A 20,176-nucleotide genomic window follows, 5' to 3' on the forward strand; every position below is an offset into this window, starting at 1 on the left:
CCGTCAATCCGCGAGCGGTTCGATGCGCAGCCGCGTGACGGCCCCCTGCACCGCCGACAGCGCCTCGATCGCCGCGATCGCCCGGTTCATCGCGGCTTCGCTCGCCTCGTGCGTGGTCATCACGATCTCCGCCCGACCACAGGCCGGCGCTTTCTGGATCATGGCCGCGATGGAGATCTCCTCGGCGGCGAGCACGCGCGTGATCTCGGCGAGCACTCCCGGGCGATCGGTCACCGCGAGCCGCAGATAAGAAGCGGTACGGCATTCCTCGATCGGCAAGGCGGCCACTTCGCGCACCTGATCGGGCTGAAAGGCGAGGTGCGGCACGCGGTGCTCGGGATCGGCCGTGTGCAGGCGCGTGACATCGACCAGGTCGGCGATCACCGCGCTCGCCGTGGGCTCCGCCCCCGCCCCTTTGCCGTAGAACATCGTCTGCCCGACCGCGTCACCCTTGACCAGGACGGCGTTCATGGCGCCGTTGACGTTGGCGAGCAGGTGATCTACCGGCACCAGCGTGGGATGCACCCTCAGCTCGAACCCGCCTTCGCGGCGCTTGGCGATCCCCAGCAGTTTCAGGCGATAGCCGAGTTCCTCGGCATAGGCCACGTCGCGCGGCTCGATCTTGGTGATCCCCTCCACGTAGGCGCGCTCGAACTGGATCGGCACGCCGAAGGCGATCGAGGCCATGAGCGTGGCCTTGTGCGCCGCGTCGATCCCTTCCACGTCGAAGGTGGGATCGGCCTCGGCATAGCCGAGCTGCTGCGCCTCGGTGAGCGCCTGGGCAAACGTCACGCCGCGCTCGCGCATCTGCGTGAGGATGTAATTGGTCGTACCGTTGATGATGCCGGCCACCCACTCGATGCGGTTGGCGGTGAGCCCCTCGCGCAGCGCCTTGATGATGGGGATACCGCCGGCCACCGCCGCCTCGAACGCCACCATCACGCCTTTCTCCTGAGCCCGGGCGAAGATCTCGTTGCCGTGCACGGCGAGCAGCGCCTTGTTGGCAGTGACCACGTGCTTGCCCGCCTCGATCGCCGCGAGCACGAGATCCCTGGCGATGGTGTAGCCGCCGATGAGCTCGACCACGATGTCGATGTCCGGCGCGCGCACCACCGCGAAGGCATCGTCCGTCACCTCCGCCGCCCCTGCGGTGAGCGCCCGGGCGCGCTCCACGTCGCGGTCGGCCACCCGCGTGATGCGGATCGGCCGCCCGGCACGGCGCGTGATCTCCTCGGCGTTGCGCTGCAGCACGCGCCACGTTCCGCCACCGACCGTCCCGATCCCCAACAGCCCTACCTGCATCGCCTTCATCGTCATTTGTCATCGATCCTTTTTCGCTGAACCCATCACCACCTGATGCCGTCGCCGGTAACGCTCCAGAAACCGCTCGATGCGGCCGATCGCCTCGTGCAGATCATCGACGTGCGGCAAGAACACGATACGGAAATGATCCGGCTGCGGCCAGTTGAACCCCGTGCCCTGCACCAGCAACACCTTTTCCTCCTCCAGCAAATGAAGGATGAACTCCTGGTCGTCGGCGATCGGATACACCTTCGGGTCCAGCCGCGGGAACATGTAGAGCGTCGCCTTCGCCTTCATCACCGATACGCCCGGAATGCGGCTCAAGAGCGCATGCGCCGTATCGCGCTGGCGCGTGAGCCGCCCCTGCGGCGCCACCAGATCCTGGATGCTCTGATACCCTCCCAGGGCCGTCTGGATCGCCATCTGCCCCGGCACGTTCGAGCACAGGCGCATCGAGGCGAGCATGTTGAGCCCCTCGATGTAGTCGGCCGCGTGCCGCTTCTCGCCCGAGATCACCATCCACCCGGCGCGATAGCCGCATGCGCGGTAGTTCTTCGAAAGGCCATTCATCGTGATGAAGAGCACGTCGTCGGCGAGCGAGGCAATCGAGGTGTGCGTGTTGCCGTCGTAGAGCATCTTGTCGTAGATCTCGTCGGCGAACACGATCAGCTGATGCTCGCGCGCGATCTGCACGATGCCTTCCAGGATCTCGCGCGGGTAGAGCGCGCCGGTGGGGTTGTTGGGGTTGATGACCACGATCGCCTTGGTATGCGGCGAAACCTTCTTGCGGATGTCGGCCAGATCCGGCAGCCAGTCGGATGCCTCGTCGCACAGGTAATGCCGCGGCTTGCCGCCCGCCAGGCTCACCGCCGCCGTCCACAACGGATAATCCGGCGCCGGCACCAAGACCTCGTCACCGTGTTCGAGCAGCGCCTGCAGACTCATCACGATGAGCTCGGAGACGCCGTTGCCCAGGATCACGTCCTCCACGTCCACCCCGGCGATGCCTTTTTGCTGCGTATAGTGCACCACCGCCTTGCGTGCCGAGAAGAGCCCCTTCGAATCGGAATAGCCCCCCGCCTCGCGCAGGTTGCGGATCACGTCGACCACGATCTCCTCGGGCGGTTCGAAACCGAAGGGCGCGAGGTTGCCGATGTTGAGCTTGATGATCTTGTGGCCGTCTTCCTCCATCTGCTTGGCACGCGCCAGCACCGGCCCCCGGATGTCATAGCAGACGTCGTCGAGCTTCGACGATTTGAGGATACGGCGTAAAGACGGTGGCGCTGCCTCGACCACCGCCTCCGGCGTCTCTTGCTCCGTCTGCCCCTGCCGTACCGGCACCACGTTCCCGCTGCGCATTCCCATGTTTGCGTCCTCGCACGAAAGCGCCCGCCTTGCCCGGCCGGGCGCGAAACGGTAATCTTAGCCAAAAATTACCGCATTGCGGCAACTTCCCCGGGAAAAACGCATGGAATTGCGCCTCGAACACCCCCAAGACATCCGGCTCGTCACCGCCCACGGCCCCGGCTGGGTCGAGATCGACCGCGAGCGCCATGAAACCAACCTCATCCTCACCCCCGAGACCGTCGCCCCCTGGTTCGCCGGCGGGTTCGACGCGCTCGACGAAACGGCGCTCGATGCCCTCTTCTCCTCCCGGCCCGAGCTCGTGCTGATTTCCACCGGCGCCACGCTGCGCCGCCCGCCCGTGGCGCTGCTGCGCCGGCTCGCCGCCGCGGGCATCGGTTTCGAATTCATGACGCTCTCGGCCACCTGCCGCACCTATAATGTCACCGCCAGCGAAGGCCGCCGCGTCGTCGCCGGCCTCATCCTCACCTGATACGGCAGGAGACGATCATGCTCGAACCCGGAACCCTCGCCCCCGACTTCACCCTGCCCGCCACCGGCGGCCAAGAAATCACCCTCTCGGCGCTACGCGGCCGCCCCGTCGTCCTCTACTTCTACCCCAAGGACAACACCCCCGGCTGCACCAACGAAGCCATCGCCTTTCGCGACCTCTACCCCGAGTTCTCCGCACTCGGCGCCGTGATCCTGGGCGTGTCGCGCGACAGCGTCAAATCCCACGAGAACTTCAAGGCCAAGTACCAGCTCCCCTTCGAGCTCGTCTCGGATACCGAGGAGCTCGCCTGCACCGCCTACGACGTCATCAAGAACAAGACCATGTACGGCAAACCCGTGCGCGGCATCGAACGCTCCACTTTCCTCATCGGCCCCGACGGGCGCATCCTGCACCTGTGGCGCGGCGTCAAGGTCGATGGCCACGCCCAGGAAGTACTCGCCGCCCTGCGCCAGGCCCTCTCCTGACCCTTCCGAGGAACGCCGATGCCCCGCCGCCGCCCGAACGCCGCCGAGCGCAAGCTCTACGTCATCGACACCAACGTGCTCATGCACGACCCCACGGCGCTCTTCCGTTTCGAGGAACACGACCTCTTCCTCCCCATGGTGGCGCTCGAAGAGCTCGACACACACAAGAAAGGGCTCTCGGAAGTCGCGCGCAATGCCCGGCAGGCGAGCCGCGAACTGGAAGCCATCGTCAGCGGCCAGGAATCCGCGCTTGCCGAAGGGTTCGACCTCTCCGCCCCCTCCGGCGGGCAGGCCACCGGCCGGCTCTACCTCCAGACCGAAGCCCTGGAAGCCGAACTCCCCACCAGCCTGCCGCTGTCGCGCGCTGACAACCAGATCCTCGCCGTGGTCAAGGCGCTCGCCCAGCGCCTCGCCCCGCGCCCGGTGATCCTCGTCTCCAAGGACATCAACCTGCGCATCAAGGCCCGCGCGCTGGGGCTCGCCGCCCAGGATTACCGCAACGACAAAATCCTCGAAGACACCGACCTCGTCTATCCCGGCGTGCGGGCGCTGCCGCCCGACTTTTGGGAGACGCACGCCAAAGGGCTCGAATCCTGGCGCGACGCCGGCCACGACTGGTACCGCATCCAGGGGCCGATCGTGCCCGAGCTCCTGCTCAACGAGTTCGTCTACCTCGAAGGGCCGCAGCCGCTCGAAGCCCGCGTCGTCGCCCTGGAGGGCAAGCGCGCCGTGCTGCGCACCCTCACCGACCGCCGCCACGAGAAAAACGCCGTCTGGGGCATCACCGCGCGCAACCGCGAGCAAAACTTCGCCCTCGACCTGCTGCTCGACCCCGAAATCGACTTCGTCACCCTGCTCGGGCAGGCCGGCACCGGCAAGACGCTCCTCACGCTCGCCGCCGCGCTCGCGCAAACCTTCGAGCAGAAACGCTACACCGAAGTCATCTTCACCCGCACCACCGTACCGATTGGCGAAGACATCGGCTTTCTTCCCGGCAGCGAAGAAGAAAAGATGACCCCCTGGATGGGCGCCCTCGAAGACAACCTCGAAGTGCTCCTGGGCGGCGCCCACGAAGGCGGCGACTGGGGCCGCGCCACCACCGGGGACCTGGTGCGCAGCAAGGTCAAGGTGAAGAGCCTCAACTTCATGCGCGGACGCACCTTCGTGCGCAAGTTCCTCGTGCTCGACGAAGCGCAAAACCTCACGCCCAAGCAGATGCGCACGCTCATCACCCGCGCCGGCCCTGGCAGCAAGGTGGTATGCATGGGCAACCTCGCCCAGATCGACACCCCCTACCTCACCGAAGGCAGCTCCGGGCTCACCTACGTGGTGGAGCGCATGAAAGGCTGGCCCCACGGCGGCCACGTGCTGCTGTCGCGCGGCGAACGCTCCCGGCTCGCCGATTACGCCGCCGAGGTGCTGTAGGCGTCAAGCCCAGGAAAACGGCAGGCATAACACGACCCTTCGTGCTCCTTGCATTCTTCGTCCGACAGCGTCATAATATCTGCCACGTATCGGCAAGGAGCACGGCAATGCGCCAACCCGCCCGCCGCGGCGCGGGGTTCAGCCTCGTCGAACTGATGGTCACGATCGCAGTGCTGGCGATCCTGCTGGCAATTGGCATTCCCAGCTTCGCCTCCCTCATCGCCGCCAACCGCCTCACCTCCGCCACCAACGAACTCGTCGCCTCCCTGCAAACGGCGCGCACCGAAGCCATCCGCCGCAACGCCCGCATCACCGTCTGCCCCGCCGCCCCCACCGCCACCGCGTGCTCCGGCAACTGGCGAGACGGCTGGATGGTCTTCCTCGACCAAACGCCCGGCAATGCACCCGCCCCCGAGAGCGCCAACGACATCCTCTTTCGCGGCGGTCCACTGCCGGCCGGCATCGTGGCGGTCGCCAACGCCCCCCTTTCCTCCTACGCCTCCTTCACTGCCGACGGCGCGAGCAAACAACTCAACGGCGCCTTTCTCGCCGGCACCCTGCGCGTGTGCTCCATCAGCACCGCGCTCACCAACGATCGCCGCGCGCGCGATCTGGTGCTGATCGCCTCCGGGCGCATCGTCCTCACCACCCCGACGGGCGTTGCTTCAACCTGCCCGTCGCCTTGAGACTCCATGCCATGCCTTTCCGCGCTCACCCATTCCGACAACGCGGCTTCAGCCTCCTCGAAGTGCTGATCGCCGCCCTCATTTTCGCCATCGGCCTGCTGGGCCTGGCGGGACTGCAGGCTCGCATGCTCGCCGCGGCCAACTCCAGCTACGAACGCTCCGCCGCCGTCATGTCCGCCTATACCATCCTCGATGCCATGCGCGCCGCGGTGATGAGCACGACGGACCCAGGAACCCGCTCTACCCTCGCTGCTGCCTACGTCTCATCGGATTGGCGCTGCTCTTCCCCCAGTGGCTCGACGCTCCCTCTCGCCGACCTCAAAACCTGGATCGACAGCATGCGCGGCACCTCGACTAATCCCCCATTGGTACACCCTTCCGCCTGCGGCCGTGTCACCGCCATCGACGCCAACACCTTCACCTACCGCGCCGAAGTCTGCTGGAACGACAGCGCCGGCGGCGACAATACCGACGGCGGAAACTGTCTCGGCGGCAAACCGGCTACCATCATCTCGGTCACGAGTCGTGTATGGAGTCGTCTATGAAAATCCCCTCCCATGCTTCCCGGCGTCAACTCGGCCTGACCCTCGTCGAGCTCATGGTCGCCCTCGTGCTCGGCCTTGTCGTCATCGGTGCGGTCGTCAATCTCTTCCTCACCAACCGGCAAACCTACCGTACCACCGAGAACCTCGCCCGCATGCAGGAAAACCTGCGCATCGCTTTCGAACTGATGGCCCGCGACGTGCGCGAAGCCGGGGCTACAGCGTGCGGCATAGTCTACGATACGAACAAGAAGTACGTCGTAGCCAACGTCTTTAACGGAGCCTCCTTCACTTGGGTTTGGCAAGAATCTCCTCTCTTTGCTTATGAGCCTGGGGCTACCATTCCTTCACCCCCAGACAAAGTCGCCGCCGGCAGCCCCGTGCTCTCCATTGTCAAGGCCAGCGATCCAGCCAATGAAGTCCACGTCGTTAAACATGATGAATCTTCAGACCTTCTGACCCTCTCCTCTACCGCCAACCTTGAAGCCGGTGATATCGTTTTCGTGTGTAAAGCTCCTTATGCTGCCATTTTTCAAGTGACCAACGATCCAAATCCAAGTCGCCGGACCGTCTCTCATGCTACTCCAGCAAATTGTATTGACTATTTCGTCTCATACTCTTTTACTTGTAAAAATAAAGCAAGTGATAATGCTAAAGTTTCTTTTTCCGACGGGACTATCGTGAAACTCCAACGGATCTTTTGGTATGTCGGCACCAACGACCGTGGCGGCACCTCCCTCTATCGCAAAGTCGTCAATAACGACCTCGATAAAAACGCCCCCGTGGAAATGGTCCCCGACATCGACCAGCTCACCCTGAGTTTTCTCTCCACCGGCGGCACGACCTACCAACCCATCGCTAGCGTCGCCGATTGGACCCAAGTTGTAGCCGTTCGCATTCTGGTACGCAGCGTCTCCACGGACAATATCGGCACCGACAGTCAGCCCCTACGCCGTGAATACCCCTTCACCATCGCCCTGCGCAACCGCGAGAGTCTGAACCGATAAAGGTTTTCGCCATGGCACCCTCATCCCTTCGTCCCCCGTCGCCCGAAGCGCCCCCCGGACAACGCGGAGCCGCGCTCGCCACCACCCTCATCCTGCTGGTGATTGCCACCCTCCTCGTCCTTGGCGCTACCCGATTCGCCGCCCAGGAAGAAAAAATGGCCGGCGCCATCCTCGATCGCGCCATCGCTTTCCAATCGGCCGAAGCCGGATTGCGCCGCGCCGAAGAGCTTGCGCTACGAAGCACCCCGCCCACGGAACAGCCGGATAATACAGACGGAATATGCAAACAAACTTCATGCAGTGGTGGCCTATGTGCCCCTCCCGACGCCGATTGCCCGCCCCGGTGGCAAGATCCCTCTTTCACTGGCTGGATTCCCATTCTCAGCCCACCGGAGGTTCCCCTACCGGTTGAAGGTTTCTATGAATACCTCACCAAGTTCCCCTTAAATCCTGGTGAAAGTGATCCCACTATCGACGTTTTCCGCTACCGCGTCACTGTCCGCGCCGTCCGTACTCCAGGCTCTACCGTGATTCTCGAAAGCCAATACCAAGTGTTCTAAGAAGGAAACGGACATGTCCTGCATCTACCGCCTCGCCTTCGCCGCCACCCTCGTCCTCCTCTCCACGGTCGCGGTTGGCAGCCCACTAGACATCCCCAACGTCCCTCCGGAGACGAGCTCGAGCGTCGACCCCAACATCATGTTACTGCTCGACGATTCGGGATCGATGCAGTTCGAAATCCTTCCCGATTCTTTGACTGAGCTTACTTCACCGGCGACCTACTTCCTCTTTCCCCGCCCTACCGATCCCTATGGGGGATCTACTTACAATAAAGCCTACCTCGACTTGGACGACAAAGAAGACACTAACGTTACCCTTCGTTCCTCTAAGCGAAACGCACTCTTCTACAATCCTAGCGTCACCTACCAGCCCTGGCGTAAAGCAGATGGCAGTTCCTATCCTACTATCAATCCTGAAAGCGCTTCTTACGACCCGGCAGGAAGAAACAACTGCAAAATCAACCTGAAAACAGGGGACATGACGGGAAGTGACTGTTCGAAAACCACTTTATCTTACCCCATCACATTCTATGTCTATGTCGGCAGCGGCGATGACACCAACCGGACGAACTACATCCGCTATCAATACCGTTCCGGTGTCATGTATCAATGGAGAGTCGGAACCACGCGCAGAGAATGTACAACATGGTGGAATTGCCAAAATGTACCAGATGAGAAACGTGCCCCCGATCCCCTGCCCTGGGGCCGCTCCGTCGCCGACGAAGTGCAGAATTTCGCCAACTGGTTCAGCTACCACCGCTCGCGTATCCTTGCGACCCAGGCAGGGGTGACCCGCGCCTTCGCCGAGCTCGGTGAAAACTACCGCGTCGGGTTCTGTACCATCAACACGTGCAAGAGCTCGAGCGCCACCCCCACCGTGCCGATACCCCACGACAAATTTACCGGTTCGACCAAAGCAACTTTCTTTGACAAAGTCATCAACGTGCCAATACCCGCCCAGGGAACCCCCCTGCGTGGCGCCCTCGATTGGGCTGGCCAATATTACAAAAAGACGGAAGATAGTGGCCCCTGGGGCCCCAAAGTCACGGTTCAAGGCAAGCAGAAACAACTCTCCTGCCGCCAATCCTTCACCATCCTCACCACCGATGGGTACTGGGACAATACTGACAATTTCTCCGGCGCAGGAAACGTCGACAATGAATCGGGATCGAAAATCGAATCATCTGACGGCAAGAAGACTTATACCTACCAAGCCAAGGCCCCCTTCAAAGACGACTATTCCAATACCCTAGCCGACGTGGCGATGAAGTACTGGAAAGAAGATCTGCGCACCGACCTTCCCAACGATGTTCCCGCCGCCTCGTCCAACTTGGATGTGTGCAACGCCAACTCTCTGGATCCCACCTTCCCCGATCCTGCCTTCTGGCAACACATGACCACGTTCACCCTCTCTCTCGGCGTAAGCGGTACGCTGCCCCGCACGCCCGAGACCGTGGCAAAGCTGTGCAATGGCACGCAATCCTGGACCGACCCCACCAGTGCCAACGAAAAAAAGATCGACGACCTGTGGCACGCCGCCGTCAATGGCCACGGCAAGTTTTTCGCCGCCCAGAACCCGGACGAATTCGCTACAGGGCTCAAGGAAGCGCTGGGGGCCATCTCCACCCTGGTAAGTTCGGCCAGTAACGTGGCGGTCAATTCCAACCGTATCGATGGCAATACACTCACATTCTATGCCCGCTACTACCCCGGTGACTGGTACGGCGAGCTCCTCGCCTACCCTGTCACCGCCACGGGCATCGGCGATACCCCGAAATGGTTTACCAGCATCCCCGCCGTCGGTTCGCGCAAAATTTTCACCTCGAACGGCAGCAACGGTGGTATTTCCTTCGAGTGGAGCTCCCTTACTGCGGCGCAAAAAACTGCCCTCGGTTCCCAGACCGACGCCGTCAAGCAAGACATCGTCAACTACCTGCGTGGCGATCAAAGCAAGGAAATGCAAAACGGAGGGACATTGCGCAGCCGCAAGAGCCTGCTCGGCGACATCATCCACTCCTCTCCGGTGTTCGTCGACAACCAGCAAAGCGGGACGGCGCGCGCGCAGACCGTCTTCGTCGGCGCCAACGACGGCATGCTGCACGCCTTCGACGCCACCAACGGTCAAGAGATTTTCGCCTATGTCCCAAATCTCCTCATCGGTTCCAACCTCGCCACGCTTTCTGATCCGGCCTACACCCACCGCTATTTCGTCGATGGGCCGATCTACGTTTCCAATTCCACACTCACACCCAACAAGCAAATCCTGGTCGCCAGCCTCGGCTATGGCGGCAAAGGGCTTTTCGCGCTCGACGTGACCAATCCAAAATCTTTCTCCGCCACCAACGTCAAATGGGAATTCGGCAACGATGCCGACTTGGGTCTCGTAATCGGCGACATGCTGCTCACCAAGACCAATGACGGACGCACCGCGGTGATTTTTGGCAATGGCTACAACAGCACCAACGAACATGCCGTGCTCTTCGTCGTCGACCTCGACACGGGCGCACTCATCCGGAAAATAGATACCGGCGTGGGTCCTTCGAATGGGCTTTCTGCCGTCCGCGGTTGGGATAGCAACGGCAACGGTACTTTTGACTACATCTATGCCGGTGACTTGCAGGGCAACCTGTGGAAGTTCGATCTCTCGAACAAGGATCCCAGTAAATGGGATGTCGCCCTCAAGCAGGGCAACCAAAAACAGGCGCTTTTCCAGGCCCAAGACAAGAACGGCAAGGCGCAGCCCATTACCGGCCGCGCTTCGATCGGCCTCAATCCAGCCGACGGCAGTCTCTGGGTTTTCTTCGGCACGGGGCGCTATCTGACGACGACCGACGTCTCCGACACGTCGACCCAAAGTTGGTACGGCATCATCGACGATGGAAAGAATGCCGTGACCCGCAGTCAACTCAAGGAACGCAAGATCGTGGCGCGGGGAACGGACCCCACGACGGGCAACCCGGTTCGGGCTTTTGAACTCGCCACCAGCGGCGATATGGCCAATGAAAAAGGCTGGTACGTCGACCTCGACCCCGGCGAGCGCATCATCAGCTCGTCCCAGTTCTACGGTTCTGTCCTTATTGCCAGCAGCATCATCCCGAGTGACGACCCCTGTACGCCTGGGGGGACGGGCTACCTCAACGCGATCGATCCCTTCACGGGCTCGGCGACTGGATTCTTCACGGATTATGGCACCGTGGGTGACAAGAAAATCCCCGTAGGGTCTATCAATCCCAGGATAGGCATGCTCAGTCAGCCGGTGGTCGTAGCGAATCCTGATAATGGTGGCGTCACCGTGCTTACAGGTGGTAGTGATAATCAACCATCTATATCTGGCAATCCACCACCTATAAACGACACTAGTGGCAACCTAAACATCCGAATCGGCCGCATCAACTGGCGCGAACTCATCCGGGAGTAATCCACCATGCTCCGTATTCCACGCCGCAGCCGCGGCTTCACCCTGATCGAGCTGATGATCGTGGTTGCCATCATCGCCATCTTGGCCGGAATCGCCTACCCCAGCTACCAGCGCCACGTGCTGCAGACCCGCCGCACGGCGGCGCAGGGGTGTCTGATGGAATTGGCCCAATGGATGGAGCGCTATTACACCACCAAAATGACGTACAAGAATGCGAAGCTACCGGATCTCTCGTGTACGACCGAGTTGAGCAGCTTCTATACCTTTGCCTTGGACGGGACACCGTCCGACACGAGCTATAAACTGAAGGCCACGGCCAAAGGAGCACAGACGCGGGACACCGACTGCACGCCGCTCACCCTGGATAGCGCCGGCACCAAGGGCCCGGCCGGCTGCTGGCGCTGACCCCACACGATGGAGTGCGCTTTACAGGGCCAGGCTCGAGGGGCGGTACGGGGTACAATGGCACGGCCACATTCGACGAGTCGAGCATGACCCCATCCCTGCCATCCCGCGCGCTTTTCCTCGCCGCCACCCTTGCTGTGGCGGCGCTGCTCTCTTTCGGCCTCTACCTGCAGCACGGCCTCGGGCTCGAGCCCTGCCCGCTGTGCATCCTGCAGCGCATCGCCTTCTTCGGGGTAGGATTCTTCGCGCTCCTGGGCACGATGTTCGGCACCCGCAAGCTCGCGGCCCGGGCCTGCGCCGGTGCCATGCTGCTGTGCGCCCTGGCCGGGCTGGGCACGGCGCTGTGGCAGAGCTGGCTGCAGCGGCACCCGCCCAGCGACCCGTTCGCCTGCGGTCCCGGGCTCGATTACCTAATGGAGACGCTGCCGCTCGCCGAGTGGCTGCCCAAGGTGTTCGCCGGCGAGGGGCAATGCACGGCCATCGATTGGACCTTCCTCGGGCTTACCATCGCCAACTGGTCGGCGCTGTGGTTCGCGCTCTTCGCCGGGTTCGCGGCGTGGCTCGCGCTGCGCCGCGGCTGAATCAAGAGAGAACCTCCACGATCCGCCCGCCCAGCTCGCAGCGCCAGGAGCCGCCTTCGAGTCCGAGGCAGCGGCGCACTTCCAGGCGTACGCGCAGCGGGCGCGCCGGCATGCCATGCACCCCGCCGGGCTGCTCGAGCTGGACGGCAAGGATTTCCTCGGCGGAGGGGACATAGTTGGTACGTAGCGCCATGCCACCGACCGAAAGATCGAAACAAATGGCGTCGTGCACTTCCCCCTGCGGGGAGAGCACCCGGGCAGGAATGCCGCCGGGCAGAGGGATGCGGCGCTCGCAGCGCCGTTCGATGAACTGGCCTACCATGAAGAAAACCTCCCAAGCCAACGAGATGCAGTTTAGCTTGGGATGCGGGGGAAGGCAATGCGGAACAAAGGAAAAAAGGCTTACGCGAGCGATCACGTAAGCCTTTCGAATTCTTGGTCGGGGCGGCGGGATTTGAACTCGCGACCCCTTGCACCCCATGCAAGTGCGCTACCAGGCTGCGCTACGCCCCGACGAGTTCGCCATTATACCCGAGTCGGCGAAAAATACAACAAGGCCAGAATTCCTGCTGCAGCGCACAGAGACGGCATGTTATCCTTGCACGCATCCAATGCGACGCTCGAACAAGGAAAGCAGTAATGGCACTTTATGCCTTGGGCGACAAACGCCCGCAGCTCGGGCCAGATTGCTGGGTGGCCGATAGCGCCGAAGTGATCGGCGACGTGCGGCTGGGGCACGAAGTCTCGATCTGGTTCAATGCCGTGCTGCGCGGCGACAACGAACCGATCATCATCGGTAACGGCACGAACGTGCAAGACGGCGTGATCCTGCACGACGACGAAGGAATCCCGCTCACCATCGGCGCCGGCGTGAGCATCGGCCACATGGCCATGCTGCACGGGTGCACCGTGGGGGACGGCTGCCTCATCGGCATCAACGCGGTGATCCTCAACCGGGCAGTGATCGGGGCGCAGTGCATCATCGGCGCGAATGCACTCATCCCCGAAGGCAAAGTCATTCCTGATCGCAGCCTGGTGGTGGGCTCGCCGGGACGGGTGATCCGCACCCTGACCGACGAAGAAGTCGCGCGGCTACAGGCCAACGCGGCGCACTACCGCGAGGCGGCGCAGCGCTACCGCACGGCGCTCACACGCATCGGCTGAAGTTCAGGGAGTCGTCGCCTTGGACGGCAGGGTGAGGAGCACTTCGTCGGGGCGCAGGTAGTTGAGCGAGCCGCGCGCCACCGCTTCGAGCGCCTCACCACCGTTTTTCAGCTCTTCGATTTCGGCCGCGGCGGCGGCGTTGCGCGCCGCGAGCGCTTCGTTGCGCTGGATGATCTCATTGAGGCGGGCGTCGAGCCGCTGTCGGTGCAGCAGACCGTCGCGGCCGAGCCACAGCTGATACTGCACGACCGCAAGCAGTACGACGAGGATCAGCCGCACCCACAGGCTCACGCCCCCTCCCGCCTCATCGAGTGCGCAGGTTGTAGAACGCCGCCAGCCCCGGGTAGCGGGCGGTATCGCCGAGGTCTTCCTCGATGCGCAGCAGCTGGTTGTACTTCGCCAGGCGGTCGGAGCGCGACAGCGACCCGGTCTTGATCTGGCCGGTGGAAAGCCCCACGGCGATGTCGGCGATGGTCGAATCTTCCGTTTCGCCGGAGCGGTGCGAGATCACGGCGGTGTAGCCGGCGCGCTTGGCGAGTTCCACGGCGGCGAAGGTCTCGGTGAGCGTGCCGATCTGGTTGATCTTGATGAGGATGGAATTGGCCACACCCTCGCGGATGCCGCGCTCGAGCAGTTGCGTGTTGGTGACGAAGAGATCGTCGCCCACGAGCTGCACTTTCTTGCCCAGGCGCTCGGTAAGGATCTTCCACCCCGTCCAGTCGCCCTCGGCCATGCCGTCCTCGATCGAGACGATGGGGAATTTGTCGACCAGCGCCGCGAGATAGTCGGCAAAGCCCTCGGCGGAGAGCTTGAGCCCTTCACCGGCGAGCACGTATTCGCCGTTTTTGTAGAATTCGGAGCTGGCGCAGTCGAGCGCGAGCAGCACGTCGCGCCCCGGCTCGTAGCCGGCGGCGGAGACGGCTTCCAGGATGAGTGAGAGCGCCTCTTCGGTATTTTTCACGTTCGGCGCGAAGCCGCCTTCGTCGCCCACGGTGGTGGGGTGCCCCTTGCGATCGACGAGTTTCTTCAGATGCTGGAAGACTTCGGCGCCGCAGCGAAGCGCCTCGCGGAAAGATTCCATGCCCACCGGCATGATCATGCACTCTTGGATGTCGAGGCTGTTGTTGGCGTGCGCCCCGCCGTTGATGACGTTCATCATCGGCACCGGCATCTGCTTGGGCCCGGAACCGCCGAAGTAACGGTAGAGCGGCAGCCCCGCCTCCTCGGCTGCGGCCTTGGCCACCGCCATCGACACGGCGAGCATCGCGTTCGCCCCGAGGCGGGATTTGTTCTCGGTGCCGTCGAGCTCGATGAGGGTCTGGTCGATGAAGGTTTGCTCTTCGGCATCGAGCCCCAGCAGCGCTTCACAGATCTCGGTGTTGACGTTCTCCACGGCGCGCAGTACGCCCTTGCCGAGGTAGCGGGCGGGGTCGCCGTCGCGCAGCTCGATGGCCTCGCGCGAACCGGTGGAGGCGCCGGAAGGGACGGCGGCGCGCCCCATGATTCCGGATTCGAGCAACACGTCCGCTTCGACGGTGGGATTGCCGCGGGAATCGAGAATCTCCCTCGCGACGATATCGACGATCGCACTCATTGCATGGGCTCCAAGGAAGAAAGAAAACTCAACGCATTAGTTCGTGTTCGACGAAACCGCGCGCCTTGACGATCCGATCGAGCGCGACGAGGGTCTCGAGCAGTTCGGCCATGCGCGGGATGGGCCAGGCGTTGGGGCCGTCGGAGAGGGCCTTGTCGGGATCGGGGTGCGATTCCATGAAAAGCCCGGCGATGCCGGCGGCCACCGCCGCCCGGGCGAGCACGGGCACGAATTCGCGCTGACCGCCCGAGACTTGCCCTTGCCCGCCAGGCAGCTGCACCGAGTGAGTGGCATCGAACACCACGGGACAGCCGGTGGACCGCATGATGGCGAGCCCCCGCATGTCGACCACGAGGTTGTGGTAGCCGAAGCTCACGCCGCGCTCGCACACGAGAATGGTGTCGGCTCCGCCGTTGGCTTCCCTGGCCTTGGCCACGACATTGACCATGTCTTCGGGGGCGAGGAACTGCCCTTTCTTGATGTTGACCGGCTTGCCGCTCGCGGCCACGGCCTGGATGAAGTCGGTCTGGCGGCAGAGGAAGGCCGGCGTTTGCAGGACGTCCGCCACTTCGGCCACCGGCGCCACTTCGGCTTCGGTGTGCACGTCGGTGAGCACCGGCACGCCCACGCGCTCGCGCACTTCGGCGAGGATCTCCAGCCCCTTGGCTAGCCCCAAGCCACGGAAAGACTTGCTGGAAGTGCGGTTGGCCTTGTCGTAGCTCGACTTGTAGATGAAGGGCACGCCGAGCGCGGCGGTGATTTCCTTGAGCGCCTGCGCCGATTCGAGCGCGAGGGTGCGCGATTCGATCACACAGGGGCCGGCGATGAGAAAGAAGGGGCGGTCGAGCCCGACTTCGAATCCGCAAAGTTTCATGCCGTCTCCTTGGCCGATGCGATCGCCGTGGGACGCCCGGCGCGGCGGCGCGCTTCCAGCGCCGCCTGCACGTAGGCGATGAAGAGCGGATGGCCTTCGCGCGGGTTGGACGTGAATTCGGGGTGGAACTGGCAGCCGACGAACCAGGGGTGCACATCCTGCGGCAGCTCGATCATCTCGCACAGATCGGTACCGGGCGCGCGGCCCGAGACCACGAGCCCTTTCTCCTGCAGCAACGGCAGCAGACGGTTATTCACCTCGTAGCGGTGGCGGTGGCGCTCCACCACCTGCGGCGCGCCATAGATGCGACGGGCGAGCGTTCCTTCGGCGAGCAGGCACACCTGGCCGCCCAAACGCATGGTACCGCCCAGGTCGGATTCCTCGGTACGCCGCTCGATCTTGCCGCTGCGATCTTGCCATTCGGTGATGAGGCCGACCACGGGATACGGCGTTTCGGGGTCGAACTCGGTGGAGTGCGCGCCTTCGAGCCCGGCGACGTGGCGGGCAAATTCGACCACGGCGAGCTGCATGCCGAGGCAGATGCCGAGGAAGGGGATGTGATGCTCGCGCGCGTACTGGATGGCGAGGATCTTGCCCTCGGTGCCGCGCCGCCCGAAACCGCCCGGCACGAGGATGGCGTCCATGTTCGCGAGCGCCGCGCAGCCTTCGTCTTCCAGCACTTCCGAATCGATGTAGTGGATGTTCACGCGGCAGCGGGTGTGCAGCCCGGCGTGGGTGAGCGCTTCCACCAGCGACTTGTACGACTCGGTGAGATCGACGTACTTGCCGACGAAGGCGATGTCGACCTCGGTGCGCGGGTGTTCCCAGGCGTCGACGATGCGCTGCCACACGGAGAGATCCGCCGGGCGGGCGAGGATGTCGAGCTTGTGGCAGACGATCTCGTCGAGCATCTGCTCGTGCAGCAGCAGGGGGATGCGGTAGATGGTGTCGGCGTCGCGCGACTCGATCACCGCTTCGGGGCGAACGTTACAGAAAAGCGCAATCTTGCGCCGCTCTTCCGCGGGAATGGGCCGGTCGGCGCGGCACAACAGGATGTCGGGCTGGATGCCGATCTCGCGCAATTCCTTCACCGAGTGCTGCGTGGGCTTGGTCTTGAGCTCGCCGGCGGCGGCGATGTAGGGCAGCAGCGTGAGATGGATGTAGCACACGCCGTGCGGCCCCAGCTCGATGCCCATCTGCCGGATGGCCTCGAGGAAAGGCAGCGATTCGATGTCACCCACCGTGCCGCCCACCTCGACGATGGCCACGTCCGCCCCTTCGGCGCCGCGCTCGATGAATCGCTTGATCTCGTCGGTGATGTGCGGGATCACCTGCACGGTCTTGCCGAGGTATTCGCCACGGCGCTCCTTGCGGATGACGGATTCGTAGATCTGGCCGGTGGTGAAGTTGTTGCGCCGGCTCATCTTGGCGTGGGTGAAACGCTCGTAGTGACCGAGGTCGAGGTCGGTCTCGGCGCCGTCTTCGGTGACGAAGACTTCACCGTGCTGGAACGGGCTCATGGTGCCCGGATCGACGTTGATGTAAGGATCGAGCTTGATGTGGGTGATGCGGATGCCACGCGACTCGAGAATGGCCCCGAGCGAGGCGGCGGCGATCCCCTTGCCGAGCGAGGAGACCACGCCGCCGGTCACGAACACGTACTTGGTCATGGGAACGCGGATTGGCTGGAAAAGCGAATGATAGCCGATCCCGGCCGCTTCGCGAACGCTCCGCGCCTCAGCGGATCAGGGTGCGCAGCACGTCGCGGAAGACGTCCGTGCCGCCGCGCTCGAGCCATTCGAAGGCCACCATCTCGCGGCAGACCACCACGGCCCCGGCCTGACGCATCCGCTCGAGCGCGAGCAGACGATCCGCGGCGCGGCGCGAGCCGACCACCTCGGCCACCACGAAAACCTGCTTGCCCGCCTCGAGCAGATCGAGCACCGTCTGCAAGACGCACACGTGGGCCTCGGTGCCGGCCACGACCACCTGCCCGGCACGCTCCACGGCGGTGCCCTCGAGCACCCCGTCGCGCACTGCCGAAAAGGCGGTCTTGCGCACCCGCTCGGCCGCGGGCGGCAGCGCTTCGAGCAATTCCGGCACCGTCTCGCCGATCTTGTCGGGAAAATGCTCGCTCACCACCACCGGCACCTGCAGCTTGCCGGCGAGCCGCAGCAGCCAGGCGGCGGCCTCCTGCACCCGCTCTTTTTGCTCGATCACCGGCAGCAGGCCGCTCTGGATGTCGACCACGAGCAGGGCGCTTTCCCTGACATGCATCTTCATCCTCGCCCCCTCAATCGCGCAGTTCGGGACGATCGCGGAAGTGCTCGAGCGCCTCGGGATTGGCGAGCGCCTCGACGTTTTTCACCGGCTGACCGTGCACCACCTGGCGCACCGCGAGCTCGACGATCTTGCCGCTCTTGGTGCGCGGGATGTCGGGCACCTGCACGATCTTGGCCGGAACGTGGCGCGGCGTGGTGTTGTCGCGGATCACGCGGCGGATCTTTTCCTGCAGCGCCTCGTCGAGCACCAAGCCTTCGCGCAGGCGCACGAAGAGCACCACGCGCACGTCGCCCTGCCAGTCCTGACCGATGACGATGGATTCCTCCACCTCGGGCAGTTTCTCCACCTGGCGGTAGATCTCGGCCGTGCCGATGCGCACCCCGCCGGGGTTGAGCGTGGCGTCCGAGCGGCCGTAGATGATGAAGCCGCCGTGGATCGTTTCCTCGCAGTAATCGCCGTGGCACCACACGCCGGGGAAGCGCTCGAAGTAGGCGGCGCGGTACTTGCTGCCGTCCGGGTCGTTCCAGAATCCCAGAGGCATCACCGGGAAGGGACGGGTGCACACGAGCTCGCCTTTCTGCCCGACGACGGGGTTGCCGTTCTCGTCGAACACCTGCACCGCCATCCCCAGCCCCTTGCACTGGATCTCGCCGCGCCACACGGGCAGCGTCGGGTTGCCCAGCACGAAACAGGAAACGATGTCGGTGCCGCCGGAGATCGACGACAGGCAGAGGTCGCGCTTGATGCGGGTGTAGACGTAATCGAAGCCCTCGGGCATGAGGGGGCTGCCGGTGCTGAACATCGTGCGCACCGTGTCGAGTCGGTGCGTTTCGATGGGTGCGAGCCCTTTCTTCGCCGCCGCATCGAGGAATTTCGCCGACGTACCGAAATGCGTCATGCGCTCGGCGTCGGCGTAGTCGAAAAGGATGGTGCCGTCCTTGACGAAGGGCGAGCCGTCGTAGAGGAGCAGCGTCGCCTCCGAGGCCAGGCCCGAGACGAGCCAGTTCCACATCATCCAGCCGCAGGTGGTGAAGTAGAAGAGCCGGTCGTCGGGCTTGACGTCGCCGTGCAGCTTGTGCTCCTTGAGATGCTGCAGCAGCACCCCGCCGGCGCAGTGCACGATGCACTTGGGCAGCCCCGTGGTGCCGGAGGAATAGAGGATGTAGAGGGGATGATCGAACGGCAGGCGCACGAAGTCTATCTCGGTCGCGTCGCGGTGCGGCGCGGTGAACTCGGCCCAGCCCTGCGCGCGGTCGATCATCGAGAGATCGGGCAGCGCCTCCAGATACGGCGTGACCACCACCCGGCGCACCGAAGGCAGACCAGCCACCACCTCGGCCACCTTGCCGCGGATGTCGACCACCTTGCCGTTGTACCAGTAGCCGTCGACGGTGAAGAGCACCTTGGGCTCGGTCTGGCCGAAGCGATCGAGCACCCCTTGCACGCCGAAATCGGGGGAAGCGGAGGTGAAGATCGCCCCCAGACTCGCCGTGGCGAGCATGGCGATGATCGTGTGCGGCATGTTGGGCATGTAGGCCGCGACCCGGTCGCCGCGCGTCACCCCCGCTTCGGCCAGGGCCCGGGCCACACGGGCCACTTCGAGATACAGCTCTTCCCAGCTCCAGCGCTGCTTGACCCGGTCCTCGCCCCAGAACACCATCGCCTCGCGCCCGTCGCGCCGGCGCAGCAGGTTCTCGGCGAAATTGAGCCGCGCCTGCGCAAACCAGCGCGCCCCAGGCATCTTGTGGCCATCGACGAGCACCACCTCGCCGCGCTCGCCGATCACGCCGCATTCGTCCCACACCGAAACCCAAAATTCTTCGGGATGTTCGATGCTCCAGCGGTGCAAGGCCGCATACTCGGGAAAACTCCGGTTCCAGCGCGCTTCGGCGCGGCGGGTAAACGCCGTGATCGTGGCGCTCGCCACCCGTTCGGCCGAAGGGACCCAGATGGGGTTCGTCTCGCTCATGTCCTTCCTCCTCTTTCGTGAATTTATTATGATTTTTTGCCAGC

20 protein-coding genes and 1 tRNA gene are annotated in these 20,176 nt (G+C 63.7%); 11 read left to right on the top strand and 10 right to left on the bottom strand.

Features of this window, described 5'->3' with window-relative positions; translation table 11 throughout:
• Positions 1–3 precede the first annotated feature (3 nt).
• Entirely contained in the window at positions 4–1,311 is a 1,308-nt protein-coding gene (locus H607_RS0104720; protein WP_028874480.1) for a homoserine dehydrogenase, read from the bottom strand.
• 9 nt (positions 1,312–1,320) lie between these two features.
• Positions 1,321–2,667, bottom strand: a complete 1,347-nt coding sequence (locus tag H607_RS0104725; RefSeq protein WP_245563170.1) for a pyridoxal phosphate-dependent aminotransferase — start codon at positions 2,665–2,667, stop codon at positions 1,321–1,323.
• Positions 2,668–2,770: 103 nt separating this feature from the next.
• Between H607_RS0104725 and H607_RS0104730 the strand changes: the two genes are divergently transcribed.
• The 10 genes from H607_RS0104730 to H607_RS0104775 all read left to right on the top strand — a co-directional run bounded on the left by H607_RS0104730 (position 2,771) and on the right by H607_RS0104775 (position 12,248).
• On the top strand, positions 2,771–3,139 hold the full coding sequence (locus H607_RS0104730) for an Mth938-like domain-containing protein (protein ID WP_028874482.1): 369 nt from the start codon (positions 2,771–2,773) through the stop codon (positions 3,137–3,139).
• 17 nt (positions 3,140–3,156) lie between these two features.
• Positions 3,157–3,624 carry a peroxiredoxin gene (locus H607_RS0104735; RefSeq protein WP_028874483.1) on the top strand — a complete coding sequence of 156 codons (468 nt, stop codon included), beginning with the start codon at positions 3,157–3,159 and terminating at the stop codon, positions 3,622–3,624.
• Positions 3,625–3,642: 18 nt separating this feature from the next.
• Complete coding sequence (locus tag H607_RS0104740; protein ID WP_028874484.1) at positions 3,643–5,049, top strand: PhoH family protein; 1,407 nt, start codon at positions 3,643–3,645, stop codon at positions 5,047–5,049.
• Positions 5,050–5,156: 107 nt separating this feature from the next.
• Entirely contained in the window at positions 5,157–5,735 is a 579-nt protein-coding gene (locus H607_RS11765; protein ID WP_051240665.1) for a GspH/FimT family pseudopilin, read from the top strand.
• An 11-nt stretch (positions 5,736–5,746) separates the two neighbouring features.
• Entirely contained in the window at positions 5,747–6,280 is a 534-nt protein-coding gene (gene pilV, locus H607_RS11770; protein WP_051240666.1) for a type IV pilus modification protein PilV, read from the top strand.
• Positions 6,277–7,284, top strand: coding sequence for a prepilin-type N-terminal cleavage/methylation domain-containing protein (locus H607_RS0104755; protein ID WP_028874485.1), 1,008 nt, complete (start codon positions 6,277–6,279; stop codon positions 7,282–7,284). The genes pilV and H607_RS0104755 overlap by 4 nt, the downstream gene beginning before the upstream one ends.
• Positions 7,285–7,295: 11 nt before the next feature.
• Positions 7,296–7,844, top strand: a complete 549-nt coding sequence (locus H607_RS13100) for a pilus assembly PilX family protein (RefSeq protein ID WP_083961939.1) — start codon at positions 7,296–7,298, stop codon at positions 7,842–7,844.
• Between the two features lie 13 nt (positions 7,845–7,857).
• On the top strand, positions 7,858–11,262 hold the full coding sequence (locus H607_RS11775; protein WP_083961940.1) for a pilus assembly protein: 3,405 nt from the start codon (positions 7,858–7,860) through the stop codon (positions 11,260–11,262).
• Between the two features lie 6 nt (positions 11,263–11,268).
• A complete protein-coding gene (locus H607_RS13685; protein WP_028874486.1) occupies positions 11,269–11,667 on the top strand; it encodes a type IV pilin protein in 399 nt (132 codons plus the stop codon).
• Positions 11,668–11,753: 86 nt separating this feature from the next.
• Complete coding sequence (locus tag H607_RS0104775; protein ID WP_028874487.1) at positions 11,754–12,248, top strand: disulfide bond formation protein B; 495 nt, start codon at positions 11,754–11,756, stop codon at positions 12,246–12,248.
• 1 nt (position 12,249) lies between these two features.
• On the opposite strand, the gene H607_RS0104780 is transcribed toward H607_RS0104775, so the two are convergent.
• Positions 12,250–12,570: a PilZ domain-containing protein gene (locus tag H607_RS0104780; RefSeq protein ID WP_028874488.1), complete on the bottom strand. Its 321-nt coding sequence runs from the start codon at positions 12,568–12,570 to the stop codon at positions 12,250–12,252.
• Positions 12,571–12,684: 114 nt separating this feature from the next.
• Positions 12,685–12,761: transfer RNA gene (locus H607_RS0104785), tRNA-Pro, on the bottom strand.
• A gap of 126 nt (positions 12,762–12,887) precedes the next feature.
• Between H607_RS0104785 and H607_RS0104790 the strand changes: the two genes are divergently transcribed.
• Positions 12,888–13,412, top strand: coding sequence for a gamma carbonic anhydrase family protein (locus H607_RS0104790; protein ID WP_028874489.1), 525 nt, complete (start codon positions 12,888–12,890; stop codon positions 13,410–13,412).
• Between the two features lie 3 nt (positions 13,413–13,415).
• Here the strand turns inward: H607_RS0104790 and H607_RS0104795 are convergent, their stop codons facing one another.
• From H607_RS0104795 to H607_RS0104820, 6 genes are all read right to left on the bottom strand, one after another.
• Positions 13,416–13,703, bottom strand: coding sequence for an FtsB family cell division protein (locus tag H607_RS0104795; protein ID WP_051240668.1), 288 nt, complete (start codon positions 13,701–13,703; stop codon positions 13,416–13,418).
• A 13-nt stretch (positions 13,704–13,716) separates the two neighbouring features.
• Complete coding sequence (gene eno / locus H607_RS0104800) at positions 13,717–15,006, bottom strand: phosphopyruvate hydratase (protein WP_028874491.1); 1,290 nt, start codon at positions 15,004–15,006, stop codon at positions 13,717–13,719.
• Between the two features lie 28 nt (positions 15,007–15,034).
• Positions 15,035–15,880 carry a 3-deoxy-8-phosphooctulonate synthase gene (kdsA, locus tag H607_RS0104805; RefSeq protein ID WP_028874492.1) on the bottom strand — a complete coding sequence of 282 codons (846 nt, stop codon included), beginning with the start codon at positions 15,878–15,880 and terminating at the stop codon, positions 15,035–15,037.
• On the bottom strand, positions 15,877–17,550 hold the full coding sequence (locus tag H607_RS0104810; RefSeq protein WP_028874493.1) for a CTP synthase: 1,674 nt from the start codon (positions 17,548–17,550) through the stop codon (positions 15,877–15,879). The genes kdsA and H607_RS0104810 overlap by 4 nt, the downstream gene beginning before the upstream one ends.
• 67 nt (positions 17,551–17,617) lie before the next feature.
• Positions 17,618–18,163, bottom strand: a complete 546-nt coding sequence (locus H607_RS0104815; RefSeq protein ID WP_028874494.1) for an isochorismatase family protein — start codon at positions 18,161–18,163, stop codon at positions 17,618–17,620.
• Positions 18,164–18,173: 10 nt separating this feature from the next.
• Positions 18,174–20,132 (bottom strand): acetoacetate--CoA ligase, encoded by a 1,959-nt coding sequence (locus H607_RS0104820; protein WP_028874495.1) that lies wholly within the window; start codon positions 20,130–20,132, stop codon positions 18,174–18,176.
• Positions 20,133–20,176: the final 44 nt, after the last annotated feature.

It is taken from the genome of Tepidiphilus margaritifer DSM 15129 (genome assembly GCF_000425565.1).
GTDB lineage: Bacteria > Pseudomonadota > Gammaproteobacteria > Burkholderiales > Rhodocyclaceae > Tepidiphilus > Tepidiphilus margaritifer.

Bases quoted from the DNA above. Each gene is read 5' to 3' on its own strand.
- kdsA (WP_028874492.1), bottom strand. From the start codon at position 15,880: ATGAAACTTTGCGGATTCGAAGTCGGGCTCGACCGCCCCTTCTTTCTC.
- H607_RS0104810 (WP_028874493.1), bottom strand. From the start codon at position 17,550: ATGACCAAGTACGTGTTCGTGACCGGCGGCGTGGTCTCCTCGCTCGGC.
- H607_RS0104815 (WP_028874494.1), bottom strand. From the start codon at position 18,163: ATGAAGATGCATGTCAGGGAAAGCGCCCTGCTCGTGGTCGACATCCAG.
- H607_RS0104780 (WP_028874488.1), bottom strand. From the start codon at position 12,570: ATGGTAGGCCAGTTCATCGAACGGCGCTGCGAGCGCCGCATCCCTCTG.
- H607_RS0104755 (WP_028874485.1), top strand. From the start codon at position 6,277: ATGAAAATCCCCTCCCATGCTTCCCGGCGTCAACTCGGCCTGACCCTC.
- H607_RS0104720 (WP_028874480.1), bottom strand. From the start codon at position 1,311: ATGAAGGCGATGCAGGTAGGGCTGTTGGGGATCGGGACGGTCGGTGGC.
- H607_RS0104725 (WP_245563170.1), bottom strand. From the start codon at position 2,667: ATGGGAATGCGCAGCGGGAACGTGGTGCCGGTACGGCAGGGGCAGACG.
- pilV (WP_051240666.1), top strand. From the start codon at position 5,747: ATGCCTTTCCGCGCTCACCCATTCCGACAACGCGGCTTCAGCCTCCTC.
- H607_RS13685 (WP_028874486.1), top strand. From the start codon at position 11,269: ATGCTCCGTATTCCACGCCGCAGCCGCGGCTTCACCCTGATCGAGCTG.
- H607_RS0104730 (WP_028874482.1), top strand. From the start codon at position 2,771: ATGGAATTGCGCCTCGAACACCCCCAAGACATCCGGCTCGTCACCGCC.
- H607_RS0104790 (WP_028874489.1), top strand. From the start codon at position 12,888: ATGGCACTTTATGCCTTGGGCGACAAACGCCCGCAGCTCGGGCCAGAT.
- H607_RS13100 (WP_083961939.1), top strand. From the start codon at position 7,296: ATGGCACCCTCATCCCTTCGTCCCCCGTCGCCCGAAGCGCCCCCCGGA.
- eno (WP_028874491.1), bottom strand. From the start codon at position 15,006: ATGAGTGCGATCGTCGATATCGTCGCGAGGGAGATTCTCGATTCCCGC.
- H607_RS11775 (WP_083961940.1), top strand. From the start codon at position 7,858: ATGTCCTGCATCTACCGCCTCGCCTTCGCCGCCACCCTCGTCCTCCTC.
- H607_RS0104740 (WP_028874484.1), top strand. From the start codon at position 3,643: ATGCCCCGCCGCCGCCCGAACGCCGCCGAGCGCAAGCTCTACGTCATC.
- H607_RS0104820 (WP_028874495.1), bottom strand. From the start codon at position 20,132: ATGAGCGAGACGAACCCCATCTGGGTCCCTTCGGCCGAACGGGTGGCG.
- H607_RS0104735 (WP_028874483.1), top strand. From the start codon at position 3,157: ATGCTCGAACCCGGAACCCTCGCCCCCGACTTCACCCTGCCCGCCACC.
- H607_RS0104775 (WP_028874487.1), top strand. From the start codon at position 11,754: ATGACCCCATCCCTGCCATCCCGCGCGCTTTTCCTCGCCGCCACCCTT.
- H607_RS11765 (WP_051240665.1), top strand. From the start codon at position 5,157: ATGCGCCAACCCGCCCGCCGCGGCGCGGGGTTCAGCCTCGTCGAACTG.